We start from the raw sequence: 16,862 nt of genomic DNA on the forward strand, positions 1-16,862 counted from the left end.
TACTCAGTTCTTCCTGTCCGCACCTCCCGCGGGAGTGCCCCGGATCATCAGCCACGCGCTCACCGCACTCAACATGGCCAGCGCGGCGCTCGACAGCATCACCCAGCGAAAGCCTGCGACGAAGGATTCGGCCACCGCCCGTTTCGCGGCCGCGGCCGTGGCCGCATCAACGCCCGGAGGCATCGCCGCGCCAGCCAGCTTGCTGCGCTCGCCTTCGAGAAATGCTGCCACCTGCCTCGAAGCGCCCATGTCGCGCAGGTGATCCGCCAGTGCCGCATCGAAGGCCCAGGCCATGAGCGCGCCGAACACCGCGATCGCCAGCACCGCCGCAGCGCGCGACACGGCGTTGTTCACGCCCGATGCCACGCCCGCCAGCTCGGGGCCGACCGCATTCATGACCGTGGTGGTCAGCGGCGCCACCGTCACCGTCATGCCGAAGCCCAGCACCACCACTGCCGGCAGGAAGCCGCTCCAGTAGCTCGCGCCCACGCCCGGCACAGCGAACAGCGCGAAACCCACCGCCGCGATGGCCGGACCGATGACCAGCGGCATGCGCGGCCCGAAGCGGTCCACCAGCTGCCCGGCCCAGCCCGAGAGCGCGAACATGATGAAGATGAAAGGCAGCAGCGCCGCACCCGCCACCGTCGCCGAGTAGCCCTGCACCTGGATCAGGTTGAGCGGAAAGAAGTACAGCCCGCCGCCCAGCGCTGCATAGAGCAGCAGCGTCAGCAGGTTCGCGCCGCTGAAGTTGCCGATGCGCAGCAGCTCCAGCGGCAGCATCGGCGTACGCACCTTGCGCTCGGCGACGAAGAAGCCCGCACCGCCCAGCACGCCGACGGCCAGCGCCGAAAGCACGGCCGGCGAACGCCATCCCTGCGTCGGCGCCTCGATGAATGCGTAGACGATGCCGCCGAGCCCGGCCGTCGCGAGCAGCGCGCCCCACAGGTCGAGCCCGCCGCTGGCGGAAGCGCCGCGGCTCTCGGGCACGTGGCGCCACACGATCCACAGCACCAGCAGCGCCATCGGCACGTTGATGAAGAAGGCCCAGGTCCAGGAAAAGTGATCGACCAGGAAGCCGCCCAGCACCGGCCCCACCGCCGCCGTGATGCCGCTGAAGCCCGACCAGGTGCCGATGGCCTTGCCGCGCTCCTTCTCGGGAAAGGCCGCGCTGATCAGCGCGAGGCTGCCCGGCACCAGCAGCGCCCCGCCGATGCCCTGCACCGCCCTCGCGGCAATGAGCTGCTGCACGTTGGCCGCAAGCCCGCAGGCCACCGACGACAGGGCGAAGATGCCGACGCCGATCGCGAAGATGCGCCGCCGGCCGTAGTGATCGCCCAGCGCGCCGCCCACCAGGAGCAGTGCCGCCAGCAGCAAGGCGTACGACTCGACCACCCATTGCGCCTGGAAAGCCGTGGCGTGCAGGTCGGACTGGATGGCCGGCAGCGCCACGTTGACCACCGTGCCGTCGATGAAGGCCATGCTGGACCCCACGATGGCCGCCGCCAGCACCCAGGGCTTGGAGGCATCGGGGCAGCCGCCCTCCTCGGGGCGGGCGCCATGCAGGATCAGCGTGTCGTCGCAGGGCGCCTTGCCGATCTGTGCCATGGAGGTCTCCTTCCTATGGGATTCCGGTCTTGCCTCTTTTTTCTTCCCAGAGGCCGGGAGAAAGAATCAGGTCGCGCAGGCAGTCGCCGACGGATTGGCACGCGCGGCATTCACGCTGCGCGCCATCGCAGCGGCCGCAGCCGCCGTCACGCGCTGCGCTCCTTGCGCCACGGCGTCCATCCCGCTGCCCACTGCCTCGCCGAGGTTCAGCTGGCACACCACCGTACGCGCCTCGTCCGAGCGCCGCAGCGTCCAGCTGAAGCCCGCATCGACACTCCCGCCGTCCACCGCATCGAACTGGCGCAGCTGCACCGCGATGCGCCACACCGGCTGCGAGCCCTGCTTGCCGCCTCTGGTCACGTCGAGCGCGCCGAGCCGGCCAGCGATGCCGCTGGCCAGCGCATCGCGCAGCTCGTTCTCGAACGACGAGGCCCAGCGGTGCTGCTCCAGCACATCGACCTGCACGCTGCCGTTGGGCCGGCGCACCACCATCTGCGGCCGCGCGAAGCGCTCGGGCACGGCCACGGGCGCGAGCTCGATGTAAAGCGGCGCGGCGCTGCCGAGCGTCGAAGGCGCGGCGTCGGCCGCCACCACCGGGCTCGCCAGCGTGTAGTAGTTGTCGGGCTTGCTGGCGCAGCCCGCGAGCGCAGCCAGCATTGCCGCTGCTGCGGCCACGGATGCGATGTGGTTCTTTTTCATTTCTTGCCGTCGTCCGGTTTGCCGCGCAGCAGCGACTCTGGGTGGCGCTCGAGGTAGTCCGTCAGCACGCGCACCGAGCCGGCGGCGCGCGTGAGCTCCTGCAGCGTCTGGCGCATGTCCTGCTGCAGCGGCGAGTCGTCGGCCAGCGTGCGCTCGGCGCTGTTCACGGTCTTGCGCACGTCCTTCATGGCCGCGGCCAGCTCGGGCGTGACGTCGTTGTTGATGCGGCTGACCGTCTGCTCGGTGGTCGTCAGCGTCTTGTTGAGCGAGGCGAGCGTGGTGCGCAGGTCGCCCGCGATCTGCTCGTAGGGCACCTTGTTGAGCTTGGTCGCGATCTCCTGCACCTGCGACTGGATCTCGTCGAGGCTGTTGGCCACGGTGGGCAGCTCGATCGGGTTCTTCGACAGGTCGATCTTCGCGGGCGGCGCCTTCGGGAAGAAGTCGAGCGCCACGTAGACCTGCCCCGTCAGCAGGTTGCCGTTGCGCAGCTGGGCGCGCAGGCCCTTCTCGGCCAGGAAGCGCAGCCGCTCCTGCTGGGTGGCGCGCGACTCGGTGCCGCTCTCGCCCGCGCGGCGGCGCAGGCGGTCGGGGTAGACCTGCACCAGCACCGGCATGCGGAACTCGCGCTCGGCGCGGTCGAACTCCACGCCGATGGACTTGACCTCGCCGATCACCACGCCGCGGAAGTCCACCGGCGCACCCGGCGTGAGCCCGCGCAGCGACTGGTTGAAGTACATCAGCAGGGTCTGCGAGGGGCCGTCGGGCTCCTTCATGGCGGAAGACTCGTCCTGCGCCAGCGTGAAGGCCGCGTTCTCCTTGGCGACCGGGCCCATGGCGTCGTCGGGCGCCTGGAAGGCGATGCCGCCGAGCAGGATGGTCGCCAGCGACTGCGTGCGCAGCGTGAAGCCGCTCGCGCTCAGCTGCGCATCGATGCCGCTGGCCTGCCAGAAGCGCGTGTTCATGCCCACGAACTTGTCGTAGGGCGCGTTGATGAACACGCGGATGGTCACGCCGCGCCCGTCGCCGTCGAGCTCGTAGGCCGCCACCTGCCCGACCTTGACGCGCCTGAAGTACACCGGCGAGCCCACGTCGAGCGAGCCCACGTCGTTGGCGCGCAGCAGAAACTGCTTGCCCGAGTCGTCGCGCGTGACGATGGGCGGCGTCTCCAGCCCGGTGAACTCGCCCGCCGTTTCCGTCGACACGCCCGCGTCGGCGCCGATGTAGGCGCCCGACAGCAGCGTGTTGAGCCCCGAGATGCCCGACGTGTCGAGCCGCGGGCGCACCACCCAGAAGCGCGAGTCCTGCGCCGTGAAGCTCTGCGCCTCCTTGTTGAACTGCACCAGCACGCGCACGTGCGAGCGGTCGCGCGCCAGCCGCAGGCTGGTGACCAGGCCGATCTGCACGTCCTTGTACTTGACGGCGGTCTTGCCGGCCTCCAGGCCCTCGGCGGTCTTGAAGGTCAGCACCACCTCGGGGCCGCGCTCCAGGATGATCCGCGCCACCAGCGTGATGCCCACCAGCGCTGCCACGATGGGGATCAGCCAGATCAGCGACGGCAGCCACTCGCGCCGGCGCACCACGCGCGGCCTGGGCAAGGGCGACTGGTCGGGCGGGCCGGACGGCGCCGGCCTGTCCTTGGGTTGATCTTCTTCACTCATGCTGGTTTCTCGTCCCTGTTTCCATGTGTCTGTGCACCTTCCTCGTTGTCGCGCAGGATGGCCTGTTCTTCCCTGCTGTCCCAGGTGAGCTTCGGGTCGAAGCTCAGCGAGGCCAGCATCGTCAGCACCACCACCGAGCCGAAGGCCGCGATGCCCACGCCCGCGGTGATGACCGCGAAGCCCTGGATCTGCACCAGCCCCGTCAGCAGCGACACCACGAACACGTCGAGCATCGACCAGCGGCCGATGATCTCGATGATGTGATACAGCTTCGCCCGCTCGCGCCGCCGCCAGCTGCTGCCGCGCTGCGCCAGCACCACGAGCAGCAGCAGCACGGCCAGCTTGAACAGCGGCACCAGGAAGCTGGCGATGAAGACGATGGCCGCGAGCCCGTAGGCGCCAGACACCCAGAAATAGATCACCCCGCTCAGGATGGTGTCGTTCTGCGTGCCGAACAGCGTGCGCGTGATCATCACCGGCAGCAGGTTCGCCGGTATGTACATCATGCAGGCCGCGATGAGGAAGGCCCAGGTGAGCTTCAGGCTCTGCGGCTTGCGCGTGTGCAGGTGCGTGCCGCAGCGGCCGCATGCATCGCCCTCCTCGGCGCCTTCCCAGACGGCGCCGCAATGCCGGCAGGGCATGTAGCCGAGCGAGGCGGCGGTGAGAACCCGCGAGTCCTCGTCGTGGTGGTGATGATCGCTGGAAGCCGCGATGCTCCCGAGGCGCTGCCGGAGACGGCCCAGCGGCTTCATGCCGACGCCCCGCCCTTCTCGTCGTTCGCCCCTTCGCTCGCCCCTTCGCCCGTGCCTTCGTCCTGCCGGGCCTCGCCCTTCGGCCGGAACGCCATTCCCCAGAACGCCCCCGGATCGAACGACAGCACCGCCGTCAGCATGACCGTGAGCGCCATGAAAGCCCACAGCGCCGGCCCCGGCACCACGCTCGCCATGCTCGACAGCTTGACGATGGCCACCAGCACCCCGAGCAGGAACACCTCGATCATTCCCCAGGGCCGCAGCGACTGCATCGCCCGCACCAGCAGCGCGAAGCCCACCGGCCGGTGCTCGCGGCTCAGCGGAATCAGCAGGTAGGCCAGGATGCAAAGCTGCAGGAAGGGAAAGAGGATGGTGGTCGCCAACACCAGCAGCGCCACCAGCGACATGCCCTCGGCGGTCAGCGCCACCACGGCTCCTGCCAGCGTGGTCTGGCTGCGCAGGCCCTGGAGCTCGATCTCGACGATGGGAAACAGGTTCGCGATGGCGAACATGATGAGGCAGGCCACCGTCAGCGGAAGGATGCGGCGCTCCTGCTGGCCCGGGTGCCGGTCGAGCTCGGTGCCGCAGCGGGGGCAGTGCGCCACGTCGCGCGGCTTGAGCGGCGCGCGGCTGTAGACCGCGTCGCAGCCCGGGCAGACCACCGTTTCAGGTACTTCCTTCATGGGTGAGTACCCTAACTCATTCAGCCGCCGTGGCTTGTCGTCCTGAGGCGCAGCGTGCTGAAAACCGCCGCAACCGCGGCAAAACTGGCCGCCAGCACCAGCGCCACCACCGGTCCGTGGCCGCCGTGCGGGCTCCAGACGCTGAAGACGCCCGCCAGCACCACGGCGCCCAGGGTCTGCCCGGTGAGCCGGGCCGTGCCCAGCATGCCGCTGGCCGCACCACTGCGGTGCGCCGGCGGCGAGGTCACGATGGTGTGGTTGTTCGGCGACTGGAACAGCCCGAAGCCCAGCCCGCACAGCGCCATGCGCCAGGCGATGTCGGCATTGCCCGGATGCGCCGGCAGCGCCGCCAGCAGCGCCAGGCCGGTGGCCAGCAGGCCCAGCCCGATGCCGCCGAGCAGCCCGTCGGGGTAGCGGCCGATCAGCCGCCCCGCGATGGGCGCCATCACCACGATGGCCAGCGGCCAGGCAGTGATGAGCAGACCGGCCTCGATGTGGCTGCGGCCGTACACGTCGAGCAGCAGGAACGGCAGCGCGATGTAGGCCAGCATCTGCGCGCAGAAGGCGGCCACCGAAGTACCCATCGACAGCGCGAACACCGGAATGCGCAGCAGGTCGATGGGAAAGAGCGGCACGGCCAGCTTGCGCTGGCGCCGCAGGTAGACGAAGCCCACGGCCACGCCGGCGAGCAGGATGGCCCACGCCGAGGCCTGCGAACCGCCCGCGCCCTGCACCGGGCCCTCGCGCACGCCCAGCCGGTCGACGCCCAGGAACACCAGCGAGAACATCAGCACGTTGAGCGCCACGTCCACCGGTGAGAAGCGCAGCCCGGCGGCAGGCGCCACGCGGTTGAACGGCAGCGCCTTCATGCCCAGCGCGAAGGTGACGATGCCCAGCGGCACGTTGATGGCGAAGAGCCAGGGCCACGAAGCCACCGAGAGGATGGCCGCCGCCACCGAAGGCCCCGCCACCGACGAGGTGGCCACCACCAGCGAGTTGATCGCCATGCCCTTGCCTAGCTGGGCGGATGGATACGTGAGCCGCACCAGCGCCGCGTTCACGCTCATGATGCCGGCCGCGCCCAGCCCCTGGAATGCGCGCGCAGCGATCAGCGTGCCCAGCGAGTTGGCGAAGGTGGCTGCCAGCGACGACAGCGTGAACACCGCCATGCCGACCAGGTACACGCGCCGGTAGCCCACGAGGTCGCCCAGCGAGGCCAGCGGCAGCAGCATCACCAGCGTGGCGATCTGGTACGCATTGACCACCCAGATCGCCTGCGACGGGCTGGCCTGCAGCTCGCGCGCGATGCCCGGCAGCGCCAGGTTGACGATGGTGCCGTCGAGCACCGCCACGATCAGCCCGAGAATGATGACCAGCATCGCCCAGCCGCGCTCCGGCTGCGCCAGTCCGTCCATGGGCCTGGGGCCCGCGTTGCCGCCGTTGTTGTTGTCTTCGGCTGCCGGGAGCGCGGCGCCTGCGCGTACCGTGTTCATCAGGCTTGCTGCGTCCTTCCTGTCTTTCCGGCCTTGGCCGTGGGCTCGGAGCGCACGCCGCCCAGAGTCAGCCAGGTCAGCACCAGCGCGATGAGCGCGCCGCCGGCCATGCCGGCCACCATCGGCAGCGGACGTCCGTCGGTGAAGAAGCCCACCACCGCCATCGCCAGCGCACCGGTGAGCATCTGCAGCGTGCCCAGCAGCGCCGAGGCCGTGCCCGCAATGGCGCCGTGCATCTCGAGCGCGAGCACGCCCGTGGTCGGAATCACCAGCCCCATGAAGCCCGAGGCGATGAAATACAGGACGATCAGCACCCAGATGCTGTCGCCGCCCATCGCGAAGTAGACGAACATCGCGGCCATCGCCACGCCGCAGCACACCACGCCGAACTTGACGAGCTTGACCAGCCCGTAGCGCTCGCCCAGCGCACCGGTGAACTGCGAGGCACCGATGAAGGCGGCCGCGTTCACGCCGAAGGCCACGCTGTAGAGCGCGGGCGACAGGCCGTAGTGGTCGATCATCACGAACGACGAATTCGCGAGATAGGTGAAGAAGCCTGCCATCGCGAAGCTGCCGATGAACACCAGCCCGAGGTAGTGCGTGTCGCGCAGCAGCAGCCAGTAGGCCGAGAGCGCGCTGCCGAGGCTGCTTTCGACGCGCTCCGAGGCCGGGCGGGTTTCGTCGAGCAGCTTCACCATCATCGCGAGGCCGGCCACGGCCGCGATGGTCACGGCCCAGAACACGCCGCGCCAGCCGGCGAACGCGATCACGGCGCTGCCCGCGAGCGGAGCGAGGATCGGCGACACGCTGAACACCAGCATCAGCAGCGACATCAGCCGCGCGGCATCGGTGCCGGTATGCAGGTCGCGCACCACGGCGCGCGGAATCGCCATGCCGGCTGCGGCGCCCAGGCCCTGGATGAAGCGCAGCACGATCAGCGTCTGGATGTCGGTCGCCAGCGCGCAGCCCACGCTGGCAAGCGCGAACAGCACCAACCCCGCGTACAGCGGCGGCTTGCGGCCCACCATGTCGGAGACCGGCCCGTACAGCAGCTGCCCCGCGCCGAGCGAAAGGAAGAAGGCCGTGAGGCTCATCTGCACCGCGCCGATGTCGGCACGCAGGCTCTGCCCGATGGCTGGCAGCGCCGGCAGGTACATGTCGATGGCGAATGGCCCGATGGCCGAGAGCAGGCCCAGCAGCAGGGCCATCTTGAAGAAGGGGGAAGAACGCATTGAACCGATTGTCGCGAAGCGCGGCAATCGGTGCAGGCGTGGGGTCGGCCCCGGTGCGGTTCAGCCCGGCTTGCTAATTCTGGGCAAAGAAACGGTTGCCGGGCCGCGGCAGGCCGAGGTTCTCGCGCAAGGTACGACCTTCGTATTCGCGCCGGAAGATGCCGCGTCGCTGCAGCTCGGGCACCACCTTGTCGACGAAGGCGTCGAGCCCGCCTGGCAGCCAGGGGAACATCACGTTGAAGCCGTCGCAGCCTTCGCTTTCCAGCCACTCCTGCATGTCGTCGGCGATGGTCTGCGCGGTGCCGACGAAGGCAAGCCCGCCGTAGCCGCCCAGGCGCTGGGCCAGCTGGCGCACCGTGAGGCTCTCGCTGCGGGCCAGCTCGATCACACGGGCGCGGCCGCTCTGGCTCGCGTTGGTCTCGGGCACGTCGGGCAACGGGCCGTCGGGGTCGAACTTCGAAGCGTCGTGGCCCAGCGCGATCGACAACGACGCGATGGCGCTGTCGTAGTGCACCAGGCTGTCGAGCTTCGCGCGGATGGCGCGCGCCTCTTCCGCCGTGTCGCCCACCACCACGAAGGCGGCCGGGAGGATCTTGAGATGGTCAGGGTCGCGCCCGATCGCGCGCATGCGGCCCTTGATGTCGGCATAGAGGCTGCGCGCGCCGGCCAGCGTGCCGGGAGCGGCGAACACCGCCTCGGCGGTCTCTGCCGCGAGCTGGCGGCCGGCCTCCGAGGCGCCCGCCTGCACGATCACCGGCCAGCCCTGCACCGGCCGCGCGATGTGCAGCGGGCCGCGCACCGACAGGTACTTGCCCTTGTGGTCCAGCACGTGCAGCTTGGCCGGATCGAAGAAGCGGCCGCTGTCGACATCGCGCTCGAAGGCGTCGTCGGCCCAGCTGTCCCAAAGGCCGGTGACCACGTCGTGGAACTCGCGGGCCCGGGCATAGCGCTCGTCGTGTTCCATGTGGTCGTCGCGGCCGAAGTTCAGCGCCGCGTCGGGGTTGGAGGTGGTCACGATGTTCCAGCCCGCGCGGCCTTCGCTCAGATGGTCGAGCGAGGCGAAGCGACGCGCGATGTGGAACGGCTCGTCGAAGGTGGTCGAGGCCGTGGCCACAAGCCCGATGTGCCGCGTGTGCTGCGCCAGCGCCGACAGCAGCGTGAACGGCTCGAACGAAGTGACCGTGTGGCTGCGCTGCAGCGCGGCCACAGGCATGTTCAGCACCGCGAGGTGGTCGGCCATGAAGAAGGCGTCGAAGCGGCCGCGCTCCAGCGTCTGCGCAAGCTGCTTCAGATGCGCGAAGTTGAAGTTCGCGTCGGGCCACGCACCCGGATAGCGCCAGGCGCCGGTATGGATGCTCACGGGGCGCATGAAGGCGCCCAGCCGCAGCTGCTTCGCGGTGCTCATCGGGAGGCTGCTACTTGCCGGCGGGCCAGAACACCAGCGCGCGCAGCTCGATGCTGCGGCGCGGCGGTGCTTCCTGCGAACCCGTCGGGTCCTCGAAGGCGGTGTGCGCGGTGTAGCGCGCCACGCCCTGCTCGAGCGAGTCGTAGATCTTCAGCAGCAGGGCCTCGTCGGGCCGCAGTCTCGGAAACCAGTACCACTGGTGCTCGGGATTCCAGGTGAAGGAATAGGTCTCGCCCACCTTGTCGGGATAGACCAGGTCGCTGGGCACGAGGTCGGCGGGCGAAATGGAGCGCGCGTCGCACAGCGCCAGCGGCAGGCGCTCGACCGTGGCCAGCGGCCGCCACAGGTTGATGATCGCGAAGCGGTTCTTCAGGCGCTCCTCGGCCTCCTCGGGCGGCAGGTGGGCGTGCACGCGGCGCGGCGCGGAGACGAAGGTCTGGTCGTTGTGCACGCGTCGCACCGGCTCGCGCAGCTCGGCCGTGCGGCGCGAGCCCTGCGCGCTGTCGCGCAGCGTGTGGTCGAACACCACGACCTTCTCGGCGCCGGTCACGTCGCGCAGCAGCGCTTCGGATTCGCGGTAGTAGATGTCGCGGATCGCCGCGTCCTGGGAAAAATCGGCGAGCGCGCTGCGGTGCGAGATCTGCGTGAAGCCGCTGCGGTCGAGCGTCAGCTCGTTCAGCGCAACCAGCGGACGCCCGTCGCGGATCGTCACGCGGCGCGGCTCCAGTTCGCCGGTCACCCAGGGCGTGCCGGGCGGCGGCTCGAATGTGTAGCTCACGGGCCGGCCCTGGCCCGCCTTCAGGTAGTTGAGCTCCGCCTGCACCGAAGGCAGCGTAGCGGCCAGCATCTGTCCATTCGATCCGACGCTCATGTAGCGTGACTCCTCAAAACGGTTCCTTGAACGGCCGCAGGTCCAGCTCCTGCGTCCATGCGCTGCGGTGCTGCACATGCAGCTGCCAGTAGCTTTCAGCGATGGCTTCGAGCTGCAGCAGGCCGTCGTCGCCGGCCTGTTCCACGCGTTGCGGCGCGTTGCTGCGCAGGCGCTCGCCGTCGATGCCCCCGTCGATCACCACGTGCGCCACGTGAACGCCCTGCGGGCCGAATTCGCGCGCCAGGCTCTGGCTCAGCGAACGCAACGCGGCCTTGGCCGCGGCGAAGGCCGCGAACGGCGGCTTGCCGCGCAGCGCCGCAGTGGCGCCGGTGAACAGCAAGGTGCCACGTGCGCGCGCTCCGCCCGCCTCGAAGGGATTGGCCAGCAGGCCCCGCAATGCCTCATGCCCGAAGATGAAGCCGCCCAGCGCACTGGTGCGCCAGGCCTGCGTGAACTGTTCAACCGAAAGATCCAGCGTCGGCGCGCGCACCGCGCTCGCGGCATTGAAGATGGCCACCGTGAGCGGACCCAGCGCCGCCGTCTTCTGAGCTATGCCGTGAATCTCGGCCTCGCTCGCCACGTCGCCCGCGAAGGCATGGGCCCGGCCGCCGGCTGCGACGATTTCGCCGGCCACCGCATCGAGCTGGGCCTGCGTTCGGCCGGTCAGAGCGACGATGAAGCCTTCGGCCGCGAAGCGCCGCGCGAGCGCCGCACCCAGGCCTGCGCTGGCGCCGACACCGGCAATCCATGCAACGGGCGACGGTGCGGACCCAAACGACGGCGAAGATGGAGTGACGGAGGTGACAGCCATGAATGAGAACGAAGGCTATACCTGCGCCCCGCCGCGCGGAACGATGCAAAAGGGATAACCTTATTCGGTGGCAGGTCGGTGCCTCGCGCCGCTTGACGCCGTGCCCGGCTTCACTGCATGCGCCGTGCCCGCTACGCTATCGCCTTCCCGGACCGTTCATAACAACTCACAGCAATCGTCATCCAGGAGCAGCTCGTCCATGGCCCTCGCCCGCACGGTTCACGCCGATCTCTTGCGCGTGTTCGTTCTCACGCTCGTCTCGCTGTTCGCCATTCCGGCGGCCACGCTCGCCTTCACCGAATACGCGCTGCGCTCGCAGGACGCGGAGTTCCTGCAGGCGATGGAAAACCGCATCGCCAAGGATGCGCGGCTCTCCGCCGCGGACAAGACCGAAGCCACCGCGTTCTACCGCAGCCACCAGCTCTCCAAGGCCTGCGACGCCACCGCGCCTGAAGACAGGAACTTCCACGACAAGGTGTGCAGCCCCTACTCGATGCACTGGCAGTTCCACTGGGCCGACCGCGCCGCCCTCTGGACCATCGTGCTCGGCGCCGCCCTGCTGGTCGCGGCACTGGTGCTGGGCGCGCTGGCCTTCGCCAACCGCGGCCTGCGCTACGCCAGCTTCGTCGCGGGCTGGCGGCTCATGACCGTGTCGAGCGCGGTCGAGGTGGTGCTGCAAAGCGCGATGCTGGTGTGGCTCTCGTTCTGGCTCACGGCGTACTTCTGGCACAGCTACTACATCAAGCTGATCGCGATTGCCGGCATCGCGGCCGGTGCGGCGGTGTTCTATGCGATCTACACGCTGTTCAAGAAGCTGCCATCAGGCAACGAGATCGAGGGCGAGCTGGTCTCGCAGGCCGACGCGCCGCGCCTGTGGGAGCGCATCCGCCAGCTCGCCGGCCGCGTGAAGACCACCCCGCCCGACCAGATCGTGGCAGGTATCGACACCAACTTCTTCGTGACCGAAGCGCCGTGCGAGGTCAAGGGCCGCCCCCTACAGGGCCGCACGCTCTTCGTGAGCCTGCCGCTGCTGCGCGTGCTCGACCAGACCGAGGCCGATGCGGTGCTCGCGCACGAACTCGCCCACCTGGGCGGCGGCGACACCCGCAGCAGCGCGGCGCTCGGCCCCAAGCTGCTGCAGTTCGACCAGTACACCTGGAAGATGCGAAGCGGCGGCCTCACCATCGTGGCGCACTACCTGCTGCGCCTGTACCGCATGATCTTCGCCTTCGCGCTGGCCCGCGACAGCCGCGAGCGCGAATACAAGGCCGACCGTGTGGCCGCCGGGCTCACCGCGCCGCACGCCATCGTGCAGTCGCTCATCAAGATCTCGGCCTATGCGAGCTACCGCAACGACGTGGAGCAGAAGCTCTTCGAGCAGGACCGCGAGCACGACGGTGCACTCGGCATCGCCCGCTTCGTCGCCGACGGCCTGCCGCCGTACGCCAATTCGCCGGCCTTCATCGAGGCGATGAAGACGGCCGGCGTGCCGCATCCCTACGACAGCCATCCGCCGCTGCTGGAACGCATGCGCAACGTCGGCCACCACGTGCCCGAGAGCGCCTACGGCGGCATCGTCGCCACCGCTCCGCAAGCCTCGTGGGCCGACGAGATCGAGACCGCCGACGCCATCGAGCAACGCCTGTGGAGCGAGTACGAGCAGCGCTTCGTGCAGAACCATGAGCTGAGCCTGGCCTACCGCTACGAGCCCGCGACCGAGGAAGAGCGCGCCGTGGTGCTGCGCCACTTTCCGCCCATCGGTTTCGCGCTGAAGAACGGCGAACGCATCGACATCAGCTACGAGGGCATGCACCCCAGTGCCGATGGCGGCTCGACCATCGCGTGGGACGAGGTCAAGAGCCTGACCTACAAGGACAGCAGCTTCGGCGACACCCTCATCGTCACCCACTTCGACAAGGGCATGCTGGGCGCGCGCACCACCAAGGTGAAGCTCGCGGGCCTGGGCAAGCAGAAAGAAAACTTCAAGGGCGCCATCGGCCACTACTGGCGGCGCCACCAGATCATGAGGGCGCAGCAACAGCAGCATCTACAACAGCCATGACACCGGCGGCTGCAGCCGCCCTCCCCCTTCTTCCCATCGCCTCCACAAAACCATCCAACACCGGAGACAAGCAACCATGAACCCCGTAGAACAGAGAACCATCTCGAAGATCAGCTGGCGACTGCTGCCGCTTCTGATGGTGAGCTACTTCATCGCCTACCTCGACCGCGTGAACCTCGGCTTCGCCGGCGCGGCCATGTCCAAGGACCTGGGCTTCACCGCCGCCGTGTTCGGCAGCGCGGCCGGCATCTTCTTCCTTGCCTACTTCCTGTTCGAGGTGCCCAGCAACATGGCGCTGGAGCGCTTCGGCGCACGTCGCTGGATCGCCCGCATCATGTTCAGCTGGGGCATCCTCTCGGCCGCGCAGGCCTGGGTGGGCGGCTCGACCAGTTTCAACGTCGTGCGATTCCTGCTCGGCATCGCGGAGGCCGGGTTCTTCCCGGGCGTGATCTTCTACATCACGCTGTGGTTTCCGGCGGCGTACCGCGCGCGCATCGTGGGCTGGTTCATGTTCGCCATTCCGATCTCGACCGTGATCGGCTCGCCCATCTCGGGCTTCATCCTCAACATGGACGGCGTCGGCGGCATGCACGGCTGGCAGTGGCTGTTCATCCTCGAGGCGCTGCCCTCGCTGGTGCTGACCTTCTTCGTGCTGATGTACCTGCCCGACGGCCCGAAGGACGCCAAGTGGCTCAGCACCGAGGAGCGCGACTGGCTGCAGCGCACGCTGGACGCCGAGCGCGCCAACCGCGAGTCGATCAACAAGATCTCCTGGAAGCAGTCGCTGCTGAACCCGCGCGTGATCGGGCTCGGCTTCGTCTACATGGGCATCACGGTGCCGCTGTACGGCCTGAGCTTCTTCCTGCCGCAGATCATCAAGGGCTTCGGCGGGCTGGGCAACGTGGAGATCGGCTTCATCAACGCATTCCCGTACCTGGTGGGCGCCATCGCCATGCTGTTCTGGACGCGAGCCTCCGACGCGCGCAAGGAGCGCAAGTGGTTCCTGCTGATCCCGCTGGCCTGCATCTTCCTCGGCCTGGTGCTGGCCGCCGAGACCACCGCGCCCGTTCCGAAGATGGCGGCGGTGACGCTGGCCGCCTTCGGCATCTTCAGCGCCCTGCCCACCTTCTGGACGCTGCCCACCGCCATCCTCAGCGGTACGGCAGCCGCGGCGGGCATCGCGTGGATCAACTCCATCGGCAACCTGGGCGGCTACATCGGCCCGACCATCTTCGGCACGCTGAAGGACCGGATGGGCAACGACTTCTACGCGGTGCTCTTCCTGGCGATGCTGTCGGCGGTGGCCTTCGGGCTGGTGCTGATCATCGGCCACGACGCGCGCACCGAGCAGGCCGCAGCGCCCGGACAGGCCTGATGCCGCGGTGCCTGGATGTCATTCCAGGCACCGCGATCAGTGAGGTTTTTCACGCCCGCCCCCGCCAACAACTGTCATCTGAATGTTGCATCGAACGTTCTACAGGAGCGCCTGTTCAACGACGCAAATCCTCGATCGATGCCTTTGCTTAGAAAGAACCCCATGAAGACCAAGCATTTCATCCTCTCCAGCATCCTCGCGTTCGCCGGCCTTGCCGTGCTGGCACCGAGCATCGCCTCCGCCGCGCCGCCGCATCACCCCAAGAAGCACAAGGTGTGCAAGTGGGACGCGCGCCATCACCACCGCGTCTGCCACTGGGTGCGTTGATCCTGGCGGTGCGAACCGCAAGAAAAAGCCCGCTGACGCGGGCTTTTTTCATGGGCGAATGGAATGGGGTTCCGCGTCAGTACAGCGTCGCCCGCTGCCGCGCCGGCAGTTCCCGGTCGTAGGTTTCCCCGTCGAAGGCCGCTTCGGTCAGCGCAGAGAGGATGGCGCCGGGCGTCGGCACAGTGCGCTGCGCATCCGCCGGCACAGGCGCCCACAGCTTCGAGCGGTGTATAGCCCGGGCGCACTGGAAGAACACCGTCTCCACCGTGATGCGGATCACGCATTGCGGCTGCTTGCCGTCCATGGCGAAGCGCTCGAGCAGCGCCGGCTCGACCGTGAGCTGCGCCCTGCCGTTCACCCGCAGCGTCTCGCCCACGCCGGGAATCAGGAACAGCAGCGCCACGCGCGGGTCGGCCACGATGTTGCGCAGGCTGTCGATGCGGTTGTTGCCGCGCCGCTCGGGCATGAGCAGCGTCTTCTCGTCCTGCACCGCGACGAAACCCGGCGGATCGCCGCGCGGCGAAGCGTCCAGCCCGCCAGGGCCGATGGTGGCGAGCACCGCGAAAGGCGATGCGGCAATCAGCGCCCGGTAGCTCGGGTGCAGGTACGGCACCTCTTTCTTCAGCGCTGCATCGCCGGGCTGGCCGAACAGGGCCTCGAGCTGGGCGGTGGTTTCGATGGCGTAGGAGCTTGTCATGTGCTTTCCTGGATGCTGGTGGATTGTGGCGATGCGCTGCTCCAGCCGCAGGCCAGCGCCGCGAGCGCAAGCAGCAAGGCGGCCACGCCGTAGATCCATGGCGGCGACGCTACCGGCAGCAGCAGGCCCGCGATCAGCGGCCCGGCACCGGCACCGATGTCGCGCCACACCGAGCGCGCCGCCAGCGCCTGCACCCGCTCCGGTCCCGGCGTGCGGCGGGCCACGATGGGCGGCAACAGGGGCAGTTGCAGGGCTCGCAGCACCACGATCAGCGCGGCGCAGCTCCACAGCCAGCCCAGGCCGAAACCCACCAGCGCGATGGCGGTGACGAGCGACAGGCTCACCAGCAGGCGCTCGGCGCCGAAGTGCTCGGCCATGCGCCCGCCGGCCGGGCTCAGCAATATCTCCGCGAGGTAGCGCAGCGCCATCAGCACGCCGGCAACGATCACCGCGCCGCCCGGCAGCAAATCCTTGCCGAGGTACGAGAGGCCGACGATGAAGAGTCCGTCGAGCGCCAGCCCTTCCATGAACGACCAGCTGTCGAGGCTGTTGGGCAGCTTGAAGCGTCTTGCGGGCTTGGTCACCGGATGCGGAGCCGCGGGCAGCCGGCGCGCGACGAAGTACGCCAGCAGCGAGAACACCGCGAGGATGGCGAAGATCGTGCGCGGCCCCGTCCAGTGCGCCAGAAGCGCACCCAGCGGCAGCGCGAGCACCGGCCCCATCGCGATGAAGGCGCGCGAGCGCCCGTTGCGCCGCGCGGCGCCCACCGGGTCGGCCGTGGCCAGCGCCTGGGTCGACAGGTTCAGCGCCGCGAAGCACAGGCCCCACGTCAGCCTCAACGGCAGCAGCGCCCAGAAGCCCGAAAGCGTGGCGTAGCCCAGCCCGCACACGGCCGCCGCCACCACGGCGATGGTGCAGGTCAGCCGGTCGCCGTTGCGGGCGTAGAAGCGGGCCACGAAGCCGTAGCCCGCGATTCGCACCAGCCGGTTGGCGGCGAGCAGCATGCCCGCTTCGGCGAGCGTCACGCCGAACTGGCTCGCGTACATCGGCAGCAGCAGGTAGAGCACCACGTCGGCCGGAAGCGAAAGGCCCAGGGCCATCGCCGCATGGCGGGAATTCAGGTCGGTGGGGAATGTTTGGGGAGCGGGTGCGGTGCGTGACATCGAGCCTCGATGGTGCGCTGCCGCATGCC

15 protein-coding genes are annotated in these 16,862 nt (G+C 68.9%); 3 read left to right on the plus strand and 12 right to left on the minus strand.

The window, feature by feature from the left end:
- Positions 1–3: 3 nt before the first annotated feature.
- From ABL840_RS21805 to ABL840_RS21850, 10 genes are all read right to left on the minus strand, one after another.
- Positions 4–1,605 (minus strand): MFS transporter, encoded by a 1,602-nt coding sequence (locus ABL840_RS21805; RefSeq protein ID WP_093306803.1) that lies wholly within the window; start codon positions 1,603–1,605, stop codon positions 4–6.
- Between the two features lie 66 nt (positions 1,606–1,671).
- Positions 1,672–2,304: a PqiC family protein gene (locus tag ABL840_RS21810; protein ID WP_093306804.1), complete on the minus strand. Its 633-nt coding sequence runs from the start codon at positions 2,302–2,304 to the stop codon at positions 1,672–1,674.
- On the minus strand, positions 2,301–3,962 hold the full coding sequence (locus ABL840_RS21815; protein ID WP_176947609.1) for an intermembrane transport protein PqiB: 1,662 nt from the start codon (positions 3,960–3,962) through the stop codon (positions 2,301–2,303). Before ABL840_RS21815 ends, ABL840_RS21810 begins: the two co-directional genes overlap by 4 nt.
- On the minus strand, positions 3,959–4,714 hold the full coding sequence (locus ABL840_RS21820) for a paraquat-inducible protein A (RefSeq protein ID WP_371287119.1): 756 nt from the start codon (positions 4,712–4,714) through the stop codon (positions 3,959–3,961). Before ABL840_RS21820 ends, ABL840_RS21815 begins: the two co-directional genes overlap by 4 nt.
- The gene (locus tag ABL840_RS21825; protein WP_093306805.1) at positions 4,711–5,397 is read right to left on the minus strand and encodes a paraquat-inducible protein A; all 687 of its coding nucleotides are present in this window, start codon (positions 5,395–5,397) and stop codon (positions 4,711–4,713) included. The genes ABL840_RS21820 and ABL840_RS21825 overlap by 4 nt, the downstream gene beginning before the upstream one ends.
- Positions 5,398–5,417: 20 nt before the next feature.
- Positions 5,418–6,890, minus strand: a complete 1,473-nt coding sequence (locus ABL840_RS21830; protein ID WP_256227905.1) for an MFS transporter — start codon at positions 6,888–6,890, stop codon at positions 5,418–5,420.
- Positions 6,890–8,122 carry a multidrug effflux MFS transporter gene (locus tag ABL840_RS21835; RefSeq protein WP_176947610.1) on the minus strand — a complete coding sequence of 411 codons (1,233 nt, stop codon included), beginning with the start codon at positions 8,120–8,122 and terminating at the stop codon, positions 6,890–6,892. The genes ABL840_RS21830 and ABL840_RS21835 overlap by 1 nt, the downstream gene beginning before the upstream one ends.
- A 73-nt stretch (positions 8,123–8,195) precedes the next feature.
- Entirely contained in the window at positions 8,196–9,527 is a 1,332-nt protein-coding gene (locus tag ABL840_RS21840; protein ID WP_093306806.1) for an LLM class flavin-dependent oxidoreductase, read from the minus strand.
- A 10-nt stretch (positions 9,528–9,537) separates the two neighbouring features.
- Entirely contained in the window at positions 9,538–10,398 is an 861-nt protein-coding gene (locus ABL840_RS21845) for a CmcJ/NvfI family oxidoreductase (RefSeq protein ID WP_093306807.1), read from the minus strand.
- A 13-nt stretch (positions 10,399–10,411) separates the two neighbouring features.
- Positions 10,412–11,209 (minus strand): SDR family NAD(P)-dependent oxidoreductase, encoded by a 798-nt coding sequence (locus tag ABL840_RS21850; protein WP_093306808.1) that lies wholly within the window; start codon positions 11,207–11,209, stop codon positions 10,412–10,414.
- 199 nt (positions 11,210–11,408) lie between these two features.
- On the opposite strand from ABL840_RS21850, the gene ABL840_RS21855 reads away from it, so the two are divergent.
- The 3 genes from ABL840_RS21855 to ABL840_RS21865 all read left to right on the plus strand — a co-directional run bounded on the left by ABL840_RS21855 (position 11,409) and on the right by ABL840_RS21865 (position 14,973).
- The gene (locus ABL840_RS21855) at positions 11,409–13,271 is read left to right on the plus strand and encodes a M48 family metallopeptidase (protein WP_093306809.1); all 1,863 of its coding nucleotides are present in this window, start codon (positions 11,409–11,411) and stop codon (positions 13,269–13,271) included.
- Between the two features lie 76 nt (positions 13,272–13,347).
- Positions 13,348–14,646 (plus strand): MFS transporter, encoded by a 1,299-nt coding sequence (locus tag ABL840_RS21860; protein ID WP_093195069.1) that lies wholly within the window; start codon positions 13,348–13,350, stop codon positions 14,644–14,646.
- Between the two features lie 162 nt (positions 14,647–14,808).
- Positions 14,809–14,973, plus strand: coding sequence for an HHHH-motif protein (locus tag ABL840_RS21865; protein ID WP_126468559.1), 165 nt, complete (start codon positions 14,809–14,811; stop codon positions 14,971–14,973).
- 76 nt (positions 14,974–15,049) lie between these two features.
- Here ABL840_RS21865 and ABL840_RS21870 read toward each other — a convergent pair whose 3' ends face one another.
- Positions 15,050–15,670 carry a pyridoxamine 5'-phosphate oxidase family protein gene (locus ABL840_RS21870; RefSeq protein ID WP_093306810.1) on the minus strand — a complete coding sequence of 207 codons (621 nt, stop codon included), beginning with the start codon at positions 15,668–15,670 and terminating at the stop codon, positions 15,050–15,052.
- Positions 15,667–16,833: an MFS transporter gene (locus ABL840_RS21875; RefSeq protein WP_093306811.1), complete on the minus strand. Its 1,167-nt coding sequence runs from the start codon at positions 16,831–16,833 to the stop codon at positions 15,667–15,669. Before ABL840_RS21875 ends, ABL840_RS21870 begins: the two co-directional genes overlap by 4 nt.
- Positions 16,834–16,862: the final 29 nt, after the last annotated feature.

It is taken from the genome of Variovorax sp. NFACC27, from assembly GCF_048301545.1.
GTDB lineage: Bacteria > Pseudomonadota > Gammaproteobacteria > Burkholderiales > Burkholderiaceae_C > Variovorax > Variovorax gossypii.